19 protein-coding genes are annotated in these 20,636 nt (G+C 62.4%); 6 read left to right on the forward strand and 13 right to left on the reverse strand.

Annotated elements, in window-relative coordinates; genetic code table 11:
• Positions 1-458: 458 nt before the first annotated feature.
• From HUX88_RS20665 to HUX88_RS20725, 12 genes are all read right to left on the reverse strand, one after another.
• Positions 459-1,490, reverse strand: a complete 1,032-nt coding sequence (locus HUX88_RS20665) for an IS110 family transposase (RefSeq protein WP_117015635.1) — start codon at positions 1,488-1,490, stop codon at positions 459-461.
• A 441-nt stretch (positions 1,491-1,931) separates the two neighbouring features.
• Positions 1,932-2,237, reverse strand: a complete 306-nt coding sequence (locus HUX88_RS20670; protein ID WP_176362971.1) for a hypothetical protein — start codon at positions 2,235-2,237, stop codon at positions 1,932-1,934.
• 590 nt (positions 2,238-2,827) lie between these two features.
• Positions 2,828-3,139: a DUF4124 domain-containing protein gene (locus HUX88_RS20680; RefSeq protein WP_161095417.1), complete on the reverse strand. Its 312-nt coding sequence runs from the start codon at positions 3,137-3,139 to the stop codon at positions 2,828-2,830.
• 77 nt (positions 3,140-3,216) lie between these two features.
• Entirely contained in the window at positions 3,217-4,131 is a 915-nt protein-coding gene (locus HUX88_RS20685; protein WP_176362973.1) for a L,D-transpeptidase, read from the reverse strand.
• Positions 4,132-4,195: 64 nt separating this feature from the next.
• Complete coding sequence (locus HUX88_RS20690) at positions 4,196-4,717, reverse strand: hypothetical protein (RefSeq protein ID WP_176362974.1); 522 nt, start codon at positions 4,715-4,717, stop codon at positions 4,196-4,198.
• A complete protein-coding gene (locus HUX88_RS20695) occupies positions 4,714-5,094 on the reverse strand; it encodes a VOC family protein (protein ID WP_176362975.1) in 381 nt (126 codons plus the stop codon). Before HUX88_RS20695 ends, HUX88_RS20690 begins: the two co-directional genes overlap by 4 nt.
• Position 5,095: 1 nt before the next feature.
• Entirely contained in the window at positions 5,096-5,491 is a 396-nt protein-coding gene (locus HUX88_RS20700) for a VOC family protein (protein WP_176362976.1), read from the reverse strand.
• Positions 5,488-6,288 carry an ABC transporter substrate-binding protein gene (locus HUX88_RS20705; protein WP_176362977.1) on the reverse strand — a complete coding sequence of 267 codons (801 nt, stop codon included), beginning with the start codon at positions 6,286-6,288 and terminating at the stop codon, positions 5,488-5,490. Before HUX88_RS20705 ends, HUX88_RS20700 begins: the two co-directional genes overlap by 4 nt.
• 6 nt (positions 6,289-6,294) lie before the next feature.
• Positions 6,295-6,615: a cell division protein FtsB gene (gene ftsB / locus HUX88_RS20710; protein WP_117014784.1), complete on the reverse strand. Its 321-nt coding sequence runs from the start codon at positions 6,613-6,615 to the stop codon at positions 6,295-6,297.
• Between the two features lie 43 nt (positions 6,616-6,658).
• Positions 6,659-7,942, reverse strand: a complete 1,284-nt coding sequence (eno, locus tag HUX88_RS20715; protein ID WP_008451142.1) for a phosphopyruvate hydratase — start codon at positions 7,940-7,942, stop codon at positions 6,659-6,661.
• Positions 7,943-8,071: 129 nt separating this feature from the next.
• A complete protein-coding gene (gene kdsA, locus HUX88_RS20720; protein WP_176362978.1) occupies positions 8,072-8,926 on the reverse strand; it encodes a 3-deoxy-8-phosphooctulonate synthase in 855 nt (284 codons plus the stop codon).
• A complete protein-coding gene (locus HUX88_RS20725; RefSeq protein WP_176362979.1) occupies positions 8,923-10,611 on the reverse strand; it encodes a CTP synthase in 1,689 nt (562 codons plus the stop codon). Before HUX88_RS20725 ends, kdsA begins: the two co-directional genes overlap by 4 nt.
• 203 nt (positions 10,612-10,814) lie before the next feature.
• Between HUX88_RS20725 and HUX88_RS20730 the strand changes: the two genes are divergently transcribed.
• Positions 10,815-11,237 carry a PRC-barrel domain-containing protein gene (locus HUX88_RS20730; RefSeq protein WP_176362980.1) on the forward strand — a complete coding sequence of 141 codons (423 nt, stop codon included), beginning with the start codon at positions 10,815-10,817 and terminating at the stop codon, positions 11,235-11,237.
• Here the strand turns inward: HUX88_RS20730 and HUX88_RS20735 are convergent, their stop codons facing one another.
• On the reverse strand, positions 11,238-14,390 hold the full coding sequence (locus tag HUX88_RS20735) for an error-prone DNA polymerase (protein ID WP_176362981.1): 3,153 nt from the start codon (positions 14,388-14,390) through the stop codon (positions 11,238-11,240).
• A 131-nt stretch (positions 14,391-14,521) separates the two neighbouring features.
• On the opposite strand from HUX88_RS20735, the gene HUX88_RS20740 reads away from it, so the two are divergent.
• The 5 genes from HUX88_RS20740 to HUX88_RS20760 all read left to right on the forward strand — a co-directional run bounded on the left by HUX88_RS20740 (position 14,522) and on the right by HUX88_RS20760 (position 20,564).
• Positions 14,522-15,217: a hypothetical protein gene (locus HUX88_RS20740; protein ID WP_147330509.1), complete on the forward strand. Its 696-nt coding sequence runs from the start codon at positions 14,522-14,524 to the stop codon at positions 15,215-15,217.
• Between the two features lie 69 nt (positions 15,218-15,286).
• Positions 15,287-15,832: an RES family NAD+ phosphorylase gene (locus HUX88_RS20745; RefSeq protein ID WP_176362982.1), complete on the forward strand. Its 546-nt coding sequence runs from the start codon at positions 15,287-15,289 to the stop codon at positions 15,830-15,832.
• A gap of 154 nt (positions 15,833-15,986) precedes the next feature.
• Positions 15,987-18,389, forward strand: a complete 2,403-nt coding sequence (locus HUX88_RS20750; protein WP_176362983.1) for a TonB-dependent siderophore receptor — start codon at positions 15,987-15,989, stop codon at positions 18,387-18,389.
• A gap of 95 nt (positions 18,390-18,484) precedes the next feature.
• On the forward strand, positions 18,485-19,369 hold the full coding sequence (locus HUX88_RS20755; RefSeq protein WP_117011519.1) for a LysR substrate-binding domain-containing protein: 885 nt from the start codon (positions 18,485-18,487) through the stop codon (positions 19,367-19,369).
• A 121-nt stretch (positions 19,370-19,490) separates the two neighbouring features.
• On the forward strand, positions 19,491-20,564 hold the full coding sequence (locus HUX88_RS20760) for a porin (RefSeq protein ID WP_176362984.1): 1,074 nt from the start codon (positions 19,491-19,493) through the stop codon (positions 20,562-20,564).
• The last annotated feature ends 72 nt before the right edge of the window (positions 20,565-20,636 follow it).

Genomic DNA, 20,636 nt, shown 5'->3' on the forward strand with positions numbered 1-20,636 from the left:
ATTATTTGTTGATTTCAGGAATGCAATAATAATACCAAACACCACGCTATGCATCCAACTCAGCGAGGTCCGTTGCAATATTCTTGCAGCCAACTTTTGAAAAAGTGCAAAAAAATAACACAACCGAAAAATGTTATTACATAAAAGTAATTTTTCATTGCGTAATTTTATTATTTAAAATTCAATGGCCGTATATGGACTCCTCCTCGTTTGCAAACATTCCGTCTTTGACTTTGTAGGTACGACTGCTCACATATATTCGGTCTCTAACTGCTTTGCCCGTCGTCGGGCAAGGACCATAATGGGCTATTCGCGCGCCGGCTCCCTATCGCTACTTCGGGCTCGTAGGCCACAGACATTCTCGGGTTCTGCCGGCGCCGGTTCGACCTGTTGGCCATCAACGGCTTGTTTCGCAATCGTGGTTGGATACTCCTTTTTACGTACTAGCTGCTCTCTGCTTAAACTGCCACTGGACCAGGCTGGTAGTCCGTGCCCTTGGTCATCATCGCCCAGGCGATACGCGCCGTCTTGTTGGCCAGCGCGACCGCCGCGATGTTGTGGTGCCTCGTCTGAGCGATGTGTGTTACCCAGCGACTCATCCGATCATTCTTGCTGGCCGCCGTTCGTAAAACTGAACGGGCCCCGTGAATCAACAGCGTTCGCAACTGCGCGTCGCCGCGTTTCGTAATACCCAGCAATCGTTCCTTGCCGCCGGAGCTGTTCTGCCGTGGCGTTAGCCCCAACGATGCGGCCATCTGTCTGCCGCTGCTGAACTGTTTTGCGTCGCCGACGTTGGCCACAATCGCTGTAGCGATGATCGGGCCGACGCCCCGCAACTGCTGCAACCTGGCGGCGACCGGATCGGTAGCCGCCGCAATTTCAATTTCCTGATCCAATTCTTTAACTCTGAGTTCCAGGTTCATGAGATCAAGCCACAAGCCGCGCAGCATTCGACGGAACCGTAGCGTCAAACCATTCTCCATATCCTCTAGCCAGCAAGGCACGGCTGCTCGTAACTGGATCATTTCCCTTGGAGCTACCAAGCCATACTCGGAACATAGGCCGCGAATCTGGTTACCCTTGGCTCTGCGCTGATTACACAACTCAGCCCTGATCCGATGTATCGCTTGCAAGTCTTGCTGCTCGACTGATTTGATCGCGACGAAGCGCATGTTCGGACGACTCATTGCTTCGCAAATTGCCTCCGCATCGTTCGCGTCGTTCTTGTTGCTCTTCACGTACGGCTTGACGAATTGCGGTGCGATCAGCTTCACGGTGAAGCCTCGCTTCTGCAATTGCCGGGCCCAGTGATATGCGCCACCACAGGCTTCCATGCCAATTTCGCAGCCCGGCTCAATTTTTTCCAGCAACGCCCCGAGCCATTCTGCACGGCCCAGCTTCTTGCGCCACACGACCTTTTCGCAACGATCAACCCCGTGCACTTGAAAGACACTCTTGGCCAGATCGACGCCGACGCGGATAATCTTCATGGTGGACTCCTTCTCTCAACTGGTTGTGTCGAAACTCCAGTTTAGGCGCTCAGACGCCGACAGGTGAGGAGGAGTCCATCCCATTGCTACTGGCCGTATGCTGTCTCGGCAATTTTATCCATGATAATCAATATCCCCGCAGGTAGGGTCAATATCCTTCACTTGGTCAACGGGCGGCGATTGAAAGAGTGGAACGTGCTCACGCGCCAAGTACCAAGTTAGGTAAGCGCCGATTATTGGCACAAGCAAGATAAAGGCTGCGTGTGCCCACCGCTGCGTGGGTTCGTAGAACGGCGAGGCGAATACCTTTCGAACGGCGAGGCGAATACCTTTCGAACGGCGATTGCGTCCAGGGTAAGCGTCACCACAGCAAGTACCACGAGAATCCATCCGGTCGAAGTAAGTATGTTCATATCATTTTTGAAGAGCAGTTCTTGGCCGCTATAAGCCTCCGTCCCTTACTGCTTTTACGGTCCCAGTACCGATAACCCTGTCCAGTTCTCGGACTTCAAAATGCACACCTGGCCGGACGATGTCGCGTAAGTATTCCCAGCTTACAAAGCGAATTTTCACTTCGATGGTTTCCCCAGGAAAATGAAGAGTCTCATCCTGGTACTGGTGGAATCCACTGGCGAGCCAATCCAATTCCGAAAATTTGTGATGTGGGGCGTACCCGCCCCTTACCCCGTTGACTACAGGTTCGGGTACATCATCAAGAAAGGTAATGTCCGCAACGATGTCATGCATAAAAATTCAAAGTCAAATTGTTGGCGGTCCGCTTGTGGCCGATTACGGTCCCTGCATATGCCCAATTAAACCTGCGATCCGGACCACTTCAACAGATTCATCTTCAAAAGTTCCTGCGTTCGACCATGTGCTGTCGCAGAGCTCCCAGCTGACCTGTGTCGTGCGCAAATGGGCAAGAATTTCGGCCCTTGCGTCTATGAATTTCAGTGGATGACCCGCGATGCCGCCTTTGACCCGACTCATTGATATCTCAACCCATTCAATATCGCGGAACGGAAAGAGGCCTCCTGGCCCCTCAAGATAGCCTCTACTCGGAATCGTGAGTAGCTGTCCCCAATGTCCCTCTTGTGAGTCACTGCCAACCTTTGCGCAGACGCGAACCCAACAACGTAGATTTGAAACCAATTCACATATGGGCGACCAATACGATAAAGCGTCGTTCAAACTTTCACCTATTTTAAACCCCTATTTTTAGCATGGGCGGCCACTCTTGGCCGATACAGGACCAGACCCCTTCCTATCCGCTCAGACAGCGCTTGCCAATCTGGGCAACTATTTAAACACGTAAGCGACAACGGGCGCCAATGCTGTCAGGACTGACGTTCAACCACCCTCTCCGGCTCGATCTGTTTGCGGGGACGATAGCCGGGGGCCAGCAGCTTGTATTGCTGGCGGTGTTTGAACTCGGCCGCGCGCTGCTGCCAAGTCGGGCCGTTTGCGGGCGGGGCCGGCAGCACGGTCGGTTCGCCGTTCATCTTCAACTCGGCCACCGGGGCGTCGCCGGCGTCGTCCTTGTTGTCGGTGTAGTGGATGCGGCCTTGGGCGTCGGCCCATTTGTAGATCTGGGCGTGGCCGCTGGCGCAGGCGCACAGCAAGGCGATGGTGAGCAGGGTCCGCGACATGATGGGTGTTCTCATGGAGAATCGACCCGCCGATTGTACGAAAAAGTTCTAGCAAGAAATCTATTGAAATGTCACCACTATTGCAGCAGCACCACGGCGCCGCGCGCGATCGAGTGCACCACGGCCATCACGTCCCAGTTGGTGAGGCGGATGCAGCCGTGCGACTGGGTCTTGCCGATCTTGCCCGGCTCGGGCGTGCCGTGGATGCCGTAGTGTTCCTTGCTCAGCTCGATCCACGCGACGCCGACCGGATTGTTGGGCCCGGCCGCGATGCGGGCCTTGGCGTCGCCGGCCTTGGCGTCCCAGAACAGCTTGGGGTTGTAGCGGTATTCGGGATTGGTGGCCACGCCGCGCACCTGCCAGCGGCCTTCGGGCAGCGGGTCGTGCTTGCTGCCGGTGCTGGCGGGGAATTGCGCGAACGGCGTGCCGCCCGCGTCGAGCAGGGTCAACGTGCCATCGTGGGCGTCGACCAGGAGGGAGCTGGCCTTCGGCAGCGGCTTGGCGGCGGCCACGTTGGGCACGGTCAGCTGGGTGCCGGCACGCGCCAGCGATTTGCCGGGATTGAGGCGGCGCAGCAGCTCGGGGCTGCAATGAAAGCGTTCGCCCAGCGCCTCGGCCAGGCTGGCGTAGCCCAGCGCTGGCAGCTTGGCCTTGGCCATCATGCCGGCCGGGACCGGCGTGTACGGGCCGGCGACGTCCTGCGCGGTGATGGTGTAGGTGTCGAGCACGGGCGCCTGGTCGCGCTCCAGCTCGGTCCAGGTGGCGGCATCGACCACGCCGGTCAGCGGCAGCTGGTGTAGCTTCTGGAAGCCGATGACGGCCTTGCGCATATTGCTGCCGTAGGCGCCGTCCATTTCGCCGGACGAGAAGTGCGCGCGGTCGAGCAGCACTTGTGCCCGTACAACCTGATCGCCCTTGGCGTGCGGGCCGACGGTGGCGGCGTGGGCGATGCCGGCCGTCGCCAGCGCTATTGCAAAAAACAAGACTCTCAAACCAAAACTCGACTGACGATGTGGGCGCCTATTCTAGCTCAAGCCTGCTCGCCGCGGCGCTGGTTCATAAGGAAGGATTCTCGTCGATGACAGTGACCGTCTCGATCAGCTTGAAGACCGATTCCAGTTCATCCTTGGACGGCTGCACCAGCGAAACGTGCAGGTCGGCCCATTTGCCGTTCTTGACAAACAGGTAGTACAGATTAAATGCGCGCACCTTGCGCTCGCCTACCGGCACTTCTATCAAGTAGGTCACCTGCACGCCGCCAGCTACCGTGTTAGCCCTGACCGAGTTACTGACGATGTAAGGAAAGCTCTGCATCTTCTTGACGAAGCATTTGTAGCGGTTGTCATCGCTGTCGCCGCCTTCGCACAAGGGTTTGCTGACATGCAGAGATAAATTCAGCTTACCTGCGTTACCGCTATAGACATGGCCTTCGCGCGCGGCGGGGACTTCGCTCATGGCAGGCGCATCCAGCTTCAACGTCCATCCTTCACCAGGAACGGGGATCCTCAATTCGTCGGCAAGCGCCACGTGTGCGCAGCAAAAAATCCATAGCGCGAGCGCTATCCGCTTGACCGTCATCGCGGACTCCCGTTGATGACCGCTTCGATGCGGTGGCCGTCCGGGTCGACCAGGAAGGCGGCGTAGTAATGGTCGCCGTAGTCGGGCCGCAGGCCGGGGGCGCCGTTGTCGCGGCCGCCGACGCGCAGCGCGTCGGCATGGAAGGCGTCGACGGCGGCGCGGCTCGGCGCGGCGAAGGCCATGTGGAAGCCGGCGCCAGGCGGCGTGGCGTCGGGACGCAGCTTCAGGCACAGCAGGTCCTTGTCGTCTTCCAGGCCGTAGCCGATGGCCTCGTCGTCCTCGAACACACGGCGGAAGCCGAGCGCGCCCAGCGCGGCGTCGTAGAAGGCCCCGGCAAGCGCGAGGTCGCGCACGCCGAATGAGATGTGATGCAGCATATTAGGAGTCCAGTTGTTGAGCGACTTCCCAGCTGTGGCCGGCAGGGTCGACGAAGTTTGCGGTGCGCATGCCCCACGGGCGGTTGACGGGGCCCGCGAGCAGGGTCACGCCGCGCTGTTGCAGATGCGCGCAGACCGCGTCCACGTCCGCCACCCAGATGCTGAGCTGGAAGCGCGAGCCGGCCTCGCGCGGCGCCACCACGCCCGGTGCAATGATCTCCGGCGCGCTGCCCGTGTGCAGCAGGTTGACGATCAGCGTGTCGAACTTGAGCGCGGCCGATACCGCGTCCTCATACACGACCGGCGCGCCGAACACGTCGATGTAGAACGCCTTCGTCGCCGCCACGTCCTCGACGAACAGGCTGATGGCGCTTACATGGTTCAGATGGTTTGTCATGGCTCTATTTTCCGGTATCGTTGCACGAAGGTGCCGAGGTGGCCCCGGTGCGCGTCCAGCCAGCTCCACAGCGCTTCGACCTGCGCGGGATGGACGCGGTAGTAGCTGGCGTTGAAGGCCAGCCACAACCGCGTGTTGATCAGCGGCTGCGGCAGCTGCACCACCGCGCCGCGATAGCGCTTCAAGGTGGCGGCCAGGTGCTCCGGCTTGACCAGGCTGACCACTACGCCGTCCACCCGCCCCAGCTTGAGCTTCTCGATGTTGCGCTCCAGGTCGCGGGCGCCGTCGTCCACGGTCAGGCCGGATTCGCGCAGGCGGGCGTTGGCACTGCTGCCCTGCGTCGCGCCCAGCACCTTGCCGCGGAAATACTCGCCGGGATTGGTGCCGGCCGGCAGCTTGTCCCTGGCGCGCACCAGCACCACCAGCGTGTTGTGCAGCGCTCGGTTGAGGTCGACGTTGCCGTCCTTGTCGCGCGGCAGCGCGATCGACGGCGCATAGCTGGGCTGCTCGCCCAGCGGCGTCATGTCGATGTCGCCGGCCTCCAGCGCCACGCGCAGCCGCGCCACCGGCAGGCGCACCAGCGTGGGCGGACAGTTGAAGCCGGATTCCATGACGGCGCTGCGGATCAGGTCGACCGCCGCGCCGGGCGGCTCGGGCACCTGCTCGCCCTCGCCGATCCAGTACGGCGGACGGTTCTGGTCCATATAGCCGACCCGCAACGGCGTGCAGGCGCCGGCGCCGTGCGCGACGGGGGCAAGCGTGGCCAACATCAGCAGTATGCCAGCGCGGATCGCCATGGGTGATCAGTTTTCGGGAGGTTTAGGGGCAAGCGGCGGCGGCGCTGCGGCCTGGCCCTTGCCGACGATCTGGATGAAGATTTCGTTTTGCTTGATCATGCTGAGCTCGTAGCGAGCACGCTCCTCCACCGCGCCGGTGCCGTCCTTGAGGTCGCGCACTTCGGAGTCGAGCTTGGCGTTGCGGGCGATCAGTTCCGCGTTTTTCTTGTGGGCGATGTCGACCTGCCCTTCGAAGTCCTTCACGCGCAGCCATCCCCCCTTCCCCAACCAGAGCGGGTACTGGATCAACAGCAGCAGGGCTGCCAGTGCGAGGGTGATCAGACGCATGGAGTCGACAGCGGCCGGAACGGGTCCGGCCGCGCTTGCTAAATTACTTCAGATTATAGAACGCGTCGCGGCCAGGGTAGGAAGCGATGTCGCCCAGGTCTTCTTCGATGCGCAGCAGCTGGTTGTACTTGGCCATGCGGTCCGAACGCGACATCGAGCCGGTCTTGATCTGCAGGGCGTTCAGGCCAACGGCGATATCGGCGATGGTCGAATCCTCGGTCTCGCCCGAACGGTGCGAGATCACGGCGGTGTAGCCGGCGCGCTTGGCCATTTCGATGGCGGCGAAGGTTTCGGTCAGGGTGCCGATCTGGTTGATCTTGATCAGGATGGAGTTGGCGATGCCTTTCGAGATGCCTTCCTTCAGGATCTTGGTGTTGGTGACGTACAGGTCGTCGCCCACCAGTTGGATCTTCTTGCCCAGTTCCTTGGTCAGGATCGCCCAGCCGTCCCAGTCGCCCTCGTGCATCGCGTCCTCGATCGAGATGATCGGGTACTTGTCGCACCAGGTCGCCAGCAGGTTGGTGAACTCGGTGGCGGTCAGGCTCAGGCCCTCGCCTTCCAGCTCGTACTTGCCGTCCTTGTAGAACTCGGAGGCGGCGCAGTCCAGGCCGATGGCGATCTGGGTGCCCGGCTCGTAGCCTGCTTCTTCGATCGCCTGGATGATCAGCTTGATCGCTTCCTCATGGTTGGCCAGCGATGGCGCGAAACCGCCCTCGTCGCCCACGGCGGTGCTCAGGCCCTTCTTGTGCAGGATCTTCTTCAGCGTGTGGAACACTTCGGCGCCGTAGCGCACCGCTTCCTTGAACGACGGCGCGCCCACTGGAATGATCATGAATTCCTGGATGTCCAGGTTGTTGTCGGCGTGCGCGCCGCCGTTGATCACGTTCATCATCGGCACCGGCAGCTGCATCGCGCCCGAACCGCCGAAGTAGCGGTACAGCGGCAGGCCGGCTTCCTCGGCGGCGGCCTTGGCCACGGCCATCGACACGGCCAGCATGGCGTTGGCGCCCAGGCGGGCCTTGTTCTCGGTGCCGTCCAGGTCGATCAGGGTGCGGTCCAGGAAGGCTTGCTCATTGGCGTCCAGGCCCATGATGGCTTCCGAGATTTCGGTGTTGATGTTCTCGCAGGCTTGCAGCACGCCCTTGCCGAAGTAACGCTTCGGATCGCCGTCGCGCAGCTCGATCGCTTCGCGCGAACCGGTCGACGCGCCCGACGGCACGGCGGCGCGGCCCATCACGCCCGATTCCAGCAGCACGTCGCATTCGACGGTAGGATTGCCGCGCGAGTCAATGATTTCACGTCCGATGATGTCAACAATAGCACTCATGTCATTCTCCAAAGTTAGGCGATGCGAAGTCGCTACGCGTTCTGATGCGCGTTGCGGACGAAATAACGGGGATTGTACCCGGCGCGCGAGCGCCACTCATACGGAAACCCGTACGCCAGGTATGCTGCATTAGTTGAAGCTGCTTTCGAGGAAGCCGGCTTTCTTGGTGATGCGGTCCAGCTCGATCAGCGTGGACAGCAACTCCTTCATGCGACCCAGCGGCACGGCGTTCGGGCCGTCCGACAGGGCTTCTGCAGGGTTGGGATGGGTTTCCATGAAGACGCCGGCCACGCCCACGGCCACGGCCGCGCGCGACAGCACGGGCACCATCTCGCGCATGCCACCGGACGAGGTGCCGTTACCGCCTGGCAGTTGCACCGAGTGGGTGGCGTCGAACACCACCGGGCAGTTCGATTCGCGCATGATGGCCAGCGAACGCATGTCCGAGACCAGGTTGTTGTAGCCGAAGGAGGCGCCGCGCTCGCAGGCCATGAAGTTGTCTTCGTTCAGGCCCTTGGCCTTGGCGGCCAGGCGGGCTTTGTCGATGACGTTCTTCATGTCGTGCGGGGCGAGGAACTGGCCCTTCTTGATGTTGACCGGCAGGCCCGATTCCGCGCAGGCGACGATGAAGTCGGTCTGGCGGCACAGGAAGGCCGGGGTCTGCAGCACGTCGACCACCGCCGAGACTTCGGCGATTTCGTCGATCGAGTGCACGTCGGTCAGCACCGGCACGCCCAGCTCGCGCTTGACGTCGCCCAGGATCTCCAGGCCCTTGTCGCGGCCGGGACCGCGGTACGAGGTACCGGAGGAACGATTGGCCTTGTCGAACGAGGACTTGTAGATGAACGGGATGCCCAGCGCGGCCGTCATTTCCTTGAGCGCGCCGGCGGTGTCGAACGCCATCTGGCGCGATTCGATCACGCAGGTGCCGGCGATCAGGAAGAACGGCTGGTCGAGGCCAACGTCAAATCCGCACAGTTTCATGCTGCATCTCCTTGCAGGGCATCGGTGACAGCGTGCAGGCGGTTGCCGCCGGCGGCCTTGTGGGCCAGTGCTGCCTTGATGTAGGACGTGAACAGCGGATGGCCGTCACGCGGGGTCGATTTGAATTCAGGGTGGTACTGCACGCCCATGTACCAAGGGTGCGCGTTCTCGCCGGTGCGCGGCAGTTCCATGATTTCGCACAGGTCTTCGGTCGGGGTGCGGGCCGCGACCACCAGGCCGGCCGCTTCCACGCGCGGCAGGTAGTGGTTGTTGGCCTCGTAGCGATGGCGGTGACGCTCGGTGACCACGGCGCCGTAGATTTCCGACGCCAGCGTGCCCGGCTTGATGGCGCAGGTCTGCGCGCCCAGGCGCATGGTGCCGCCCATGTCGGAGTTCTCGTCGCGCTTCTCGACCTTGCCGTCCTGGCCTTGCCATTCGTCGATCAGGGCGACCACGGGCTGCGAGGTTTCCAGGTCGAACTCGGTGGAGTTGGCGTGCGTCAGGCCGGCCTTGTGGCGGGCGTATTCGATCAGCGCCACCTGCATGCCGAGGCAGATGCCCAGGTAAGGGATCTTGTTCTCGCGGGCGAATTGCGCGGCCATGATCTTGCCTTCCACGCCGCGCTTGCCGAAGCCGCCCGGTACCAGGATGGCGTCGTACTTGCCCAGCGCGGCGCAGCCGGTGGTTTCGATCTCTTCCGAGTCGATGTACTCGATGTTGACCTTGGATTCGTTGTGGATGCCGGCGTGGCGCAGCGCCTCGGTCAGCGACTTGTACGATTCGGTCAGTTCCACGTACTTGCCGACCATGCCGATCGACACTTCGGTCTTCGGATGTTCCAGCGTGTAGATCAGGCGGCTCCAGACCGACAGGTCGGCCGGGGCCGGGTTCAGGTCCAGCGCCTCGCAGATGATCGCGTCCAGGCCCTGGTCGTGCAGCATCTGCGGCACTTTGTAGATGGTGTCGACGTCCCACACGGAGATCACGGCCTGCTCTTCGATGTTCGAGAACAGCGAGATCTTGGCGCGCTCGTCTTCCGGGATGGCGCGGTCGGCGCGGCACAGCAGCGCGTTCGGCGAGATGCCGATTTCGCGCAGCTTCTGCACCGAGTGCTGGGTCGGCTTGGTTTTCAGCTCACCGGCGGAGGCGATGAACGGCACCAGCGTCAGGTGGACGAAGGCGGTGTTCTTGCGGCCGGCGCGCAGGCTCAGCTGACGCGCGGCCTCCAGGAACGGCAGCGATTCGATGTCGCCCACGGTGCCGCCGATTTCGCACAGCGCCACGTCGTAGCCTTCGGCGCCGCGACGGATGTAGTCCTGGATTTCGTTGGTGATGTGCGGGATCACCTGCACCGTCTTGCCCAGGTACTCGCCGCGGCGTTCCTTGCGGATCACCGATTCGTAGATCTGGCCGGTGGTGAAGTTGTTCACCTTTTTCATCCGGGTGGAAATGAAGCGCTCGTAGTGGCCGAGGTCGAGGTCGGTTTCGGCCCCGTCGTCGGTGACGAAGACTTCACCGTGTTGCATAGGGCTCATCGTGCCAGGATCGACGTTGATGTACGGGTCGAGCTTGAGCATGGTGACTTTGAGGCCGCGCGATTCGAGGATCGCGGCGAGAGAGGCGGCGGCAATCCCTTTACCAAGGGAAGACACGACGCCGCCAGTGACGAAGACAAATTTGGTCATTGCAGATGGTGCCGAACGGCACGTGCGGGAAATTGAAATTATACCCTAAAAGATGCGATTCTTCACCTTCCTGCCCGGAAAAATCCGCGCCCGGGCGTGCCCGCCCCTCGCCGCGCCCATCCACCGTCACTGTGCTGCACCGTACAGACCGCCCTGTCCGATCGGTCAAAAATGATGACTCATTGATAATCCAGGAGGTCAAAATGAACTACGAAGAACTCGATGCCTTGGGCATGTACGTCGACCATGGCCACAAGGGCCCCGGCCCGGAACTGATGGGCGCCGACACGCTGATCGGCAACCACGTCCACAACCTGAAGAACGAGCACCTCGGCGAGATCAAGGAAATCATGCTCGACATGCGCACCGGCGGCATCGCCTATGCGGTGATGTCGCACGGCGGCGTGTTCACGCTGGGCGAGAAACTGTTCGCCGTGCCGTGGGAGGCGCTGGCGCTGGACACGGTCAACAAACGCTTCACGCTCAACCTGGACAAGGAACGCATCGACAGCGCCCCCGGCTTCGATTCCGACCACTGGCCCGACATGGCCAACCAGACCTGGGCCAGCCAGATCCACACCTACTACGGCACCAACGCCGACCGCAGCGCCGGCCTGCGGCGCTGATCAGCAGAAATCGCGGCTGACGGTCGGCAGCCGTCCCAGCAGGTGGGACATGTCGACCAGCCGCTTGGCGACCAGGTGGCGCACGATGCCCTCCTGCTGCCAGACGCCATACACCCCCAGCAGCGGCGCGCCCAGCACTTCGCGCCGCTGTTGCTCGACCAGCGCCGGCCAGACGATGACGTTGACGCTGCCGGTCTCATCCTCAATGGTGATGAACAGCACGCCCTTGGCCGTGCCCGGACGCTGGCGCACCGTGACCATGCCGCAGGCGCGCGCCAGCATGCCGTTGGTGTAGGTGTTGAGCGTGGCGGCCGGCATGAAGCGGTGCTCCAGCAGCTTGGGCCGCAGCAGCGCCAGCGGATGGCGGCCCAGCGTCAGCCCGTGCGAGCGGTAGTCGCCCAGGATGTCCTCGCCCTCGGTCGGCGGCCTGAGCGCGGGCAGGTCCTCGACCGGCGTGGTGGGGCGCAGCAAATCCTTGTCCGGCATGGCGCCGACCGCCTGCCACAGCGCTTGCCGCCGGTTGCCGGCCAGCGCTTGCAGCGCGTTGCCGGCGGCCAGCACCTGCAGGTCGTGACGGTCGAGGTCGGCGCGCCGCGCCAGGTCGGCCACGCCGGCGAACGGGTGCAGCGCGCGCTCGCGCTCGATGCGCCGGGCCGCCTCCTCCCGCATGCCCTTCATCAGCGACAAGCCCAGCCGCACGGCCGGTTGGTTGCGCTGGCCCACCCGCTCCTCCAGCGAGCTGTCCCACCCGCTGACGGTGACGTCGATCTCGCGCACCTGCACGCCGTGGCGTTTGGCGTCCTGCACCAGCTGCGACGGGCTGTAGAAACCCATCGGCTGGCTGTTGAGCAGCGCGCACAGGAAGGCGGCCGGCTCGTGGCACTTGAGCCAGGAACTGGCATAAGTCAGCAGCGCGAAGCTGGCGGCGTGCGATTCGGGGAAGCCGTATTCGCCGAAGCCCTTGATCTGCTCGCAGATGGCGGCGGCGAAGGCTTCGTCGTAGCCGCGCTCGCGCATGCCGTCCATGATGCGCTGCTGGTATTTGTCGACCCCGCCCTTGCGCTTCCACGCGGCCATCGCGCGCCGCAGCTGGTCGGCCTCGCCCTCGCTGAAGCCGGCGGCGATGACGGCGATCTGCATCACCTGCTCCTGGAAAATCGGCACGCCCAGCGTGCGCTTGAGCGCTTCATCCAGTCCCGGCGGGGAATCGATCAGCTTGGCGTTCATGCGCCGCTGCAGATACGGATGCACCATGCCGCCCTGGATCGGCCCCGGCCGCACCAGCGCGACCTCGATCACCAGGTCGTAGAACTCCTTGGGCCGCAGGCGCGGCAGCATGCTCATCTGCGCGCGCGACTCGATCTGGAACACGCCGATGGTGTCGGCTTCGCACATCATGGCGTAGGTGGCCTTGTCCTCCTTGGGGATGTCCTGCATCCGGAACGGCGCGCCGCGCTGCGCGCCCACCAGCGCCAGCGCGCGCCGCAATGCCGACAACATGCCCAGCGCCAGCACGTCCACCTTCATCAGGCCCAGCTCTTCAAGATCGTCCTTGTCCCACTGGATCACGCAGCGCCCTTCCATCGTGGCGGCCTCGATCGGCACCAGGCGCGACAATTTTTCGTGCGAGATGACGAAGCCGCCCGGATGCTGCGACAGGTGGCGCGGGAAGCCCAGCAAGGCGATCGCCAGCGCGGCCCACTGCTGCGCCAGCTGCGATTCCGGATCCAGCCCGCACTCGGCCAGCCGGCCCAGCAGGTCGTTGCGGCTGTCGAACCAGTGGTGGGCCTTGGTCACCTTCTCGACGATGGCCAGGTCCACGCCCAGCGCCTTGCCGCTGTCGCGCAGCGCGCTCTTGGGCCGGTAGCTGATGACCACGGCCGCCAGCGCGGCGCGGTCGGCGCCGTATTTTTTGTAGATGTACTGGATCACCTCCTCGCGCCGCTGGTGCTCGAAGTCGACGTCGATGTCGGGCGGTTCGTTGCGCTCCCGGGAAATGAAACGTCCGGTCAGCATGTTGCTGCGCTCGGGATCGACCTCGGTCACGCCGAGGCAGTAGCAAACCACCGAGTTGGCCGCCGATCCCCTGCCCTGGCACAGGATGTCCTGCGAGCGGGCGTAGCGGACGATATCGTAGACCGTCAGGAAGTACGGCTCGTATTCCAGTTCCGCGATCAGCTCCAGCTCCTTCTCGATCTGCCCGCGCACCTTGGCGGACACGCCGGCAGGGAAGCGCCGCTGCGCGCCGGCATACACCTCCTGCCGCAGATAGCTGCCCGGCGTGTGGCCCGGCGGCACCAGCTCGTGCGGGTATTCATAGCGCAGCTCGCTCAGGCTGAACTTGCATTGCTGGAGAATGTTGAGCGTTTCGGCCAGCGCCTGCGGCGGATACAGGTTGGCCAACCGCAGCCGCGAGCGCAGGTGCTGCTCGGCGTTCTGCGCCAGCGCGTAGCCGCACTCGGCCACCGGCTTGCCGACCCGCACCGCACACAGGGTGTCGAGCAGCGGCTTGCGCGAGCGCACGTGCATGCAGACATGGCCCAGCGCCACCACCGGCATGCCGTGTTGCAGCGCCACCTCGTCGATGCTGAGACGGTGCGCCTCGTCCAGCGCGCGCTGCAGCAGGTTCAGCCCCATCCAGCTACGGCCCGGAAACGTGACCTCCATCCACGCCGCCTGCGCGTGCAGGCGGTCGACATCGTCCGGCTGAAACGCCGGGTAATGCGGCAGCAGGATCATCAGGCACCCGGGCAGGCCCTTCAGGTGGGCGTAGGCCGGAGGAGGCGCCGCCAGGTCGGCCGGCGTGAGCAGGTAGCTGCCCTTGGCCACGCGGTTGCGCCCTATCGTGATGAGCTCGCAAAGATTGCCGTAACCCTCGCGGTTCTGCGCCAGCGCCAGCAGCGACAGCGCCGGGCTGCCGTCGGGATTCTTCAGATGGAAATGACTGCCGATCAGCAGCGGCAGGTTGGCGTCCCTGGCCTGCGCGTGAGCGCGCACTACGCCTGCCAGCGAGCATTCGTCGGTGATGGCCAGGCCGGCATAGTCCAGCTGCGCGGCGCGCGCGACCAATTCCTCGGCGCTGGACGCGCCTTGCAAAAAGGAGAAATTGGTCATGCAGAACAGCTCTGCGTAGGCCGGCAAGATGGTATTCATGGTGATATACTGTGTTTTTATACAGTATCATACACCCTGCGCAGCCCTCCGTCGCAATGCACGTACTCATTTGATTGTTTTAGTTGTTTTAGTTGTTTGACGTAGAATGAGACTTGAAAATGGAGGCAATCATGAGCAAGGCTGCAATCGGCAAGGTAGCAAAGAAGGGGGCAGCGGGCACAAAGGACAACAACTCGGTGGTCAAAGCCTTGAACACAATCGCCAATCGCGGTGTCGATATCGGCAATGGTTTTTATTTGATCGAGATTAAACACAACACTACAGCCCCGGCGGAACGCAAGCAGCCACTGGTACCAATGCAACCTCAAAAGCTACCTGGCATCAAGCCAGTTCCCAAGGAAGAAATCGAACATATCTTCAGTATGTTCATGCCCTCTGGTGCGCAGCCCGCTCGCAACGTCACTCCTGAAGCAAATACTGCGTTCTTGACCCAGCTCGCGAGAAATGAAAAAGCCTCCATCAAGCGCCTGGCCGAAACCGGGGATCTGGTTAATTCCCGGGAGCTCGCGGGACTCCTGGGTGTGACCCCTCAAGCCGTCTATAAAGCCGTCGGGGACCTGCGGATGTTTTCATTGGACGCCGGCGGCCGTAACAAGCTGTACCCAGCCTTCTTTGCCGACCACGGACTGGAACGCGACCAGTTGGAAACCGTTTGCAAGGAACTCAATCACCTGCCGGGTACGAGCAAGTGGCAATTCTTCACAACACCACGTCTTTCGCTGAGTAAAAAGAATCCACTCGATGCTTTGCGAAAAGGGAAGTTTGCGGATGTCCTGGCCGCCGCCAAAGCATTCAAAGAGGCTTGATTGGCAGCGAAACGACTGTCCTTGCCAGACCGCGCCTTGGCGACGGACACTACTCTACCCGTTGTCCGAATGACGATTCCCGATCTCGTCAGGATCTCAGGGCATCAGACAGGCGAACCCTTTTTCGGCGCCAGCGGCGGCAACCGCTTCGACGCACCAGGCTGTCGTACAGGTTCACCAGAATACAAGTGCTGTTACCTCAGCCTCTCTTTCGACGTTGCGCTTGCAGAGTCGCTACTGCACGATGCGGTTCCGGTTCGCGGTGAATTTCCCGTCGTCCAATCTGAGATAGACCGACGCTGGGTGCACCGCTTCAAGGGCACACTCGACCTGATGGACCTCACCGGTCCGCTACTCAAGCGAATGGGTGGCCACGCAGGACTGACCGGATCGGGCGACTACAAAATAACTCAGAAATGGGCGCTGGCAGTCTTCAACAATCCACGACACGTCGATGGCTTCCTGTATATGTCCCGCCATCTGCCGACACAGCAGGCCATAGTGCTGTTCGATCGCGCAAAATCGAAACTTGCCGCACAAGGTAAAGCAATCGAACTGCCGAACGCCCCCGAGATGCCTGCCACAATGGCAACTTTTCATATCAAGTCAATCTAACGCTACGCCTATGCACCTAAGTAAAACTACGCATCCGCCTAGCAACTATGGCGCGGCAAAACAACAATAAATAAAGTTTGCCCGCAAAATTGTCAGAATCCCCACTCCGTCAGAGCGATTTGACTAAAATCAAATTTTTCACGGGAGAGAAAACTTGTTCGCCACCACGCCACTTCGTAATGCCGTACTGCTCAGCCTGTACGGCGCAGCCGCCCTGAGCCTCGCACCCTCCGCCTTCGCGCAGTCCGCGCCGGAAGCCAAGCCAGATACCCCCATCCAGTCGGTCAGCATCGTCGGCTCGCGCCGCGCGACCAGTTCCTCCACCGACACCGTGGTGCCGGTCGATATCATTCCGATGAGCAAGTCCACAGAACAAGGCGGCCAGTTCGACCTGGCGCAAACGCTGACTTATATCTCGCCATCGTTCAATTCGACCCGCCAGAGCGGCTCCGACGGCGCCGACCTGGTCGATTCGGCCGCGCTGCGCGGCCTCGGTTCGGACCAGACCCTGGTGCTGGTCAACGGCAAGCGCCGCCACACCACCGCGCTGGTCAACCTGTTCGGCGCGCGCAACCGCGGCAACACCGGCACCGACATGAACACCATCCCGCTGCTGGCGATCAAGGACGTGCAGGTGCTGCGCGACGGCGCCGCCGCCCAGTACGGCTCGGACGCCATCGCCGGCGTGATGGACATCGGCCTGAAGAAAAGCAAGGGCTGCGAAGCGGTCGCCGGCTTCAGCGAATACTCCAAGCGCGACGGCAAGAACTACCTGACCTCTGCCTACTGCGGCTTCGAGATCGGCAACGGCGGCACGCTTGGCATCACCGGCGAATACCTCGACCGTGGCCGCTCCAACCGCGCCGACGCCGACAATCCGCGCATCATCGGCGACAGCAAGACCAAGAACCAGACCATCTACCTGAACGGCGAACTGCCGACCGTCGGCACCGGCAAGCTGTACTTCACCGCCGGCGGCCAGACCCGCGACGCCTCCAGCGCCGCCTTCGCGCGCGGCGGCGTCGGTTCCGACGACATCCCGAGCCGCAACTCGGCCGCGATGTACCCGAACGGCTTCGTCCCGTTCATCAACGCCGACATCGACGACCGCTACGCCATCCTCGGCCACCGCAGCATGGTGGGCGACTGGAACCTGGACGTGTCGCAGACCTATGGCTACAACAAGATGAAGTACAACATCAGCCATACGATCAACGCCTCGATCGCCAACAAGGACCTGCTGGCCGGCGGCAAGGGCATCAGCCCGGACCATTTCGACGCGGGCGGCTTCTCGTTCCAGCAGCTGACCACCAACCTCGACCTGAACCACTACTACGACGGCCTGGTCGGCGACGGCCTGAACGTGGCCTTCGGCGGCGAATACCGCAGCGAGAACTACAAGATCTTCGCCGGCGAACCGGGCTCGTACAACGACGTCGACGGCGTCGGCTTCGGCGGCAACGCCGGCAGCCAGGGCTTCCCCGGCTTCCAGCCTGCCGACCAGGTCAACGCCAAGCGCCACAGCACCGCCGCCTACCTCGACCTGGAAGCTGACCTGAACAAGACGGTCAAGCTGCAGGGCGCGGTGCGCTACGAGAAGTTCAGCGACTTCGGCTCCACCGTCACCGGCAAGCTGGCCGGCAGCGTGCGCGTGGCCGACAGCGTGCTGCTGCGCGGCTCGGCCAGCACCGGCTTCCGCGCGCCGTCGCTGCAACAAGTTTATTTCTCGTCGACCTTCACCGACTTCATCGGCGGCGTACCGACCGACGTGGTGCTGGCGCCGAACGGCGGCACCGTCGCCAACGCGGCCGGCATTCCCAAGCTGAAGGAAGAAAAGTCGACCAGCTTCACGCTGGGCACGACCTGGACGCCGAACGCCGCGCTGTCCGTGACGGCCGACCTGTACGACATCAAGATCAAGGACCGCATCGTGCTGTCGGGCCGCTTCAACGCCGACACCTACCCCGACCTGGCCGAGCGCCTGGCCAAGCTGGGCGTGGGCGAAGCGCAGTTCTTCGTCAACTCGGTCGACACCAAGACCCAGGGCCTGGACCTGACCGCGTCGCACAAGACCAACTTCGGCTCCAACAAGCTGACCACCTTCCTGGCGCTCAACGTCAGCAAGACGGAAGTGACCGGCATCCACGCGCCGGCTTCGCTGAAGGGCTTCGAGGACGTGCTGCTGTCGGAGAAGGAGCGCCTGTACATTGAGCAAGGCGCGCCGCGCTCGAAGGCCACCTTGGGCTTCGACTACGTGACCGGTCCGTGGGAAAGCGACCTGAAGATCATCCACTTCGGCCCGCAGACCCTGGGCACCTTCGACGGCACGGCGGCCGGTGTGCCCAACCAGCACTACGAATCGAAGACCTCGGCCGACCTGAGCTTCACCTACACCATCAACAAAAACATGAAGTTCACCTTCGGCGGCAACAACATCTTCAACGTCAAGCCGACGTCGCAGAACGCCGACCAGACCGACAACGGTTTCAAGTATGAGAGCGTGCAGTTCGGCCTGAACGGCGCGTCGTACTTCGGCCGCCTGTACGTGAAGTTCTAAGCTTCAGCGCGCGGAATCTTCCGCGCATGTAGACTAAGCCCCGAAAGTTGCCTGCAACTTTCGGGGTTTTTTCATGTCCTCACGAAAGGTGGAAAATGTTTGAGATCAGCCAGCTGCGCTGTTTTGTCGCCGTGGCCGAGGAGCTGCACTTCAGCCGCGCGGCCGAGCGGCTGAATATGACGCAGCCGCCATTGAGCCGCCAGATCCGCCTGCTGGAACACAGCGTCGGCGCCGAGCTCATCGAGCGCAACAGCCGCATGGTCCGGCTGACCGCCGCCGGCAAGGCTTTCCTGCCCGAGGCCGTTCGCATCCTTCGGCTGGCGCATGAGGCGGCACTCACGGCGCGCCGCGCGGCCAAGGGCGAGCAGGGACATCTCGCCATCGGCTTCACCTCCGCGTCGGGCTACAGCCTGCTCCCCGAGGTGGTGCGGCGGCTGCGCGAACATTGCCCCGGCGTCTCCCTGACGTTGAAGGAGCTGGTCAGCACGGCGCAGGTCGAGGCGCTCAATTCCGGCGAGCTGGACCTGGGCCTGATGCGCCCCCACACGCTCAACGCCGAACTCGAAACGATCCCGCTGGTGACCGAGGCGCTCATGCTGGCCATCCACGAGGACGATGCCGGCGACTGGCCGCTGGAGCCTACGCTGCAGAGCTTGCACGGCAAGCCTTTCGTGATGTACTCGCCGTTCGACGCGCGGCCGTTCCATCACATGCTCAGCGAGCGGTTCGCCAAGGCCGGCGTGGAGCCGGACATTATCGAACACGTCGGCCAGGTGCATACCATGCTGGCCCTGGTGCGCGCCCGCCTGGGCGTGGCGCTGATTGCCGAGGGCGCGGTGCGGCTCGGCTTCAACGGTCTGGTGATGAGGAAGATGGCGACCGAACCGGTGCACATGGTCTGCGTACACCGGCGCGACAACGAAAACCCCGTTTTACGCGTCTTTAAACGCGAGGTGCTGCCGACTTTCCACGCTGACTGATCCCGCTCGGCGATTCATTATTTGAATTGCTGGCGACACTCTTTGGTTTGGTGATGCATAGATGCCAGCCTATGATTGATTTGCAAGCCAATCATAAAAATACACAAATCAAGGAGACAGCATGAAACCAGCGGCAGCTATTGCCCTCGCCCTGGGCGCAGCCACGGCACACGCCCAGTCCAACGTCGCGATCTACGGCATCGTCGATGCCGCCATCGTTGGCGAACGCGGCGGCAGCGCCGGCAACCTCACCAAGGTCACCAGCGGCGCCGGCTCCGCCTCGCGCCTCGGCTTCCGTGGCAGCGAGGACCTGGGCGGCGGCATGTCGGCCTTCTTCACGCTGGAGGCCGGCGTTAAAATCGATACCGGCGAGATCGACGCGGCCGGCACCATATTCAACCGCCAGGCCTTCGTCGGACTGAAGACCGATCTCGGCTCGGTCGCCCTCGGCCGCCAGTACACTCCCTACCACACCACGCTGGTCAATATCGTCGACCCGTTCAGCACGGGTTACGCGGGCACCTCCAAGAACCTGTTCCCGGACTCCGGCACGAACGTCCGCACCAGCAATACGATCAGCTATGCCTCGCCGCGCGTGAATGGCATCGATGGCGAACTGTCCTACAGCGCCGGCGAGCAGACCAATATCCGCGCCGGCCGCCAGTTCGGCGGAGCGATCGGCTATGCCACGGGTGAGTTGAGCGTGCGCCTGGCCTACAACAGCAAGAATTCCGACGTGGCGGCCAGCGGCGGCACGCCGGCGGTGGACCGCACCCTGGGCCGCAACACGCTGCTGGGCGTGAACTACAACTTCGGCTGGATCAAGCTCAATGTCGGCTACGGCATCGACAAGGGCTTTAACGCCGCGCCGTTGGGCAATCCGAATAATCCTTATGGCGGCGTCAAGCCGACCGCTTCGACCGATGGCCGCGACTACCTGCTGGGCTTCAGCATGCCGGCCGGGATGGGCACGGTATTGGGCTCGGTAATGCACAAGGATGACCGCACCAGCTTCAACCAGGATGCCAATGCCTGGGGCATCGGCTATCTGCATCCCCTGTCGAAACGCACGTCGCTGTACGCGGCGTACGCCCACATCAAGAACAAAAACGGCGCCGGCTACACGGTCGCCAACAACACGGAAAGCGGCACCGGCAACACCGGCTACAACCTCGGCATGCGCCACACCTTCTAAACCGGCAGAACAGAGACAGGGCATACCGTGGAACAAGCTCAATTCATCAAGCCGCAAACGCGCAAGCGCTGG

Source organism: Duganella sp. BJB1802, assembly GCF_013369445.1.
In the GTDB taxonomy this organism is placed as follows: Bacteria; Pseudomonadota; Gammaproteobacteria; order Burkholderiales; family Burkholderiaceae_D; genus Rugamonas; species Rugamonas vulcania_A.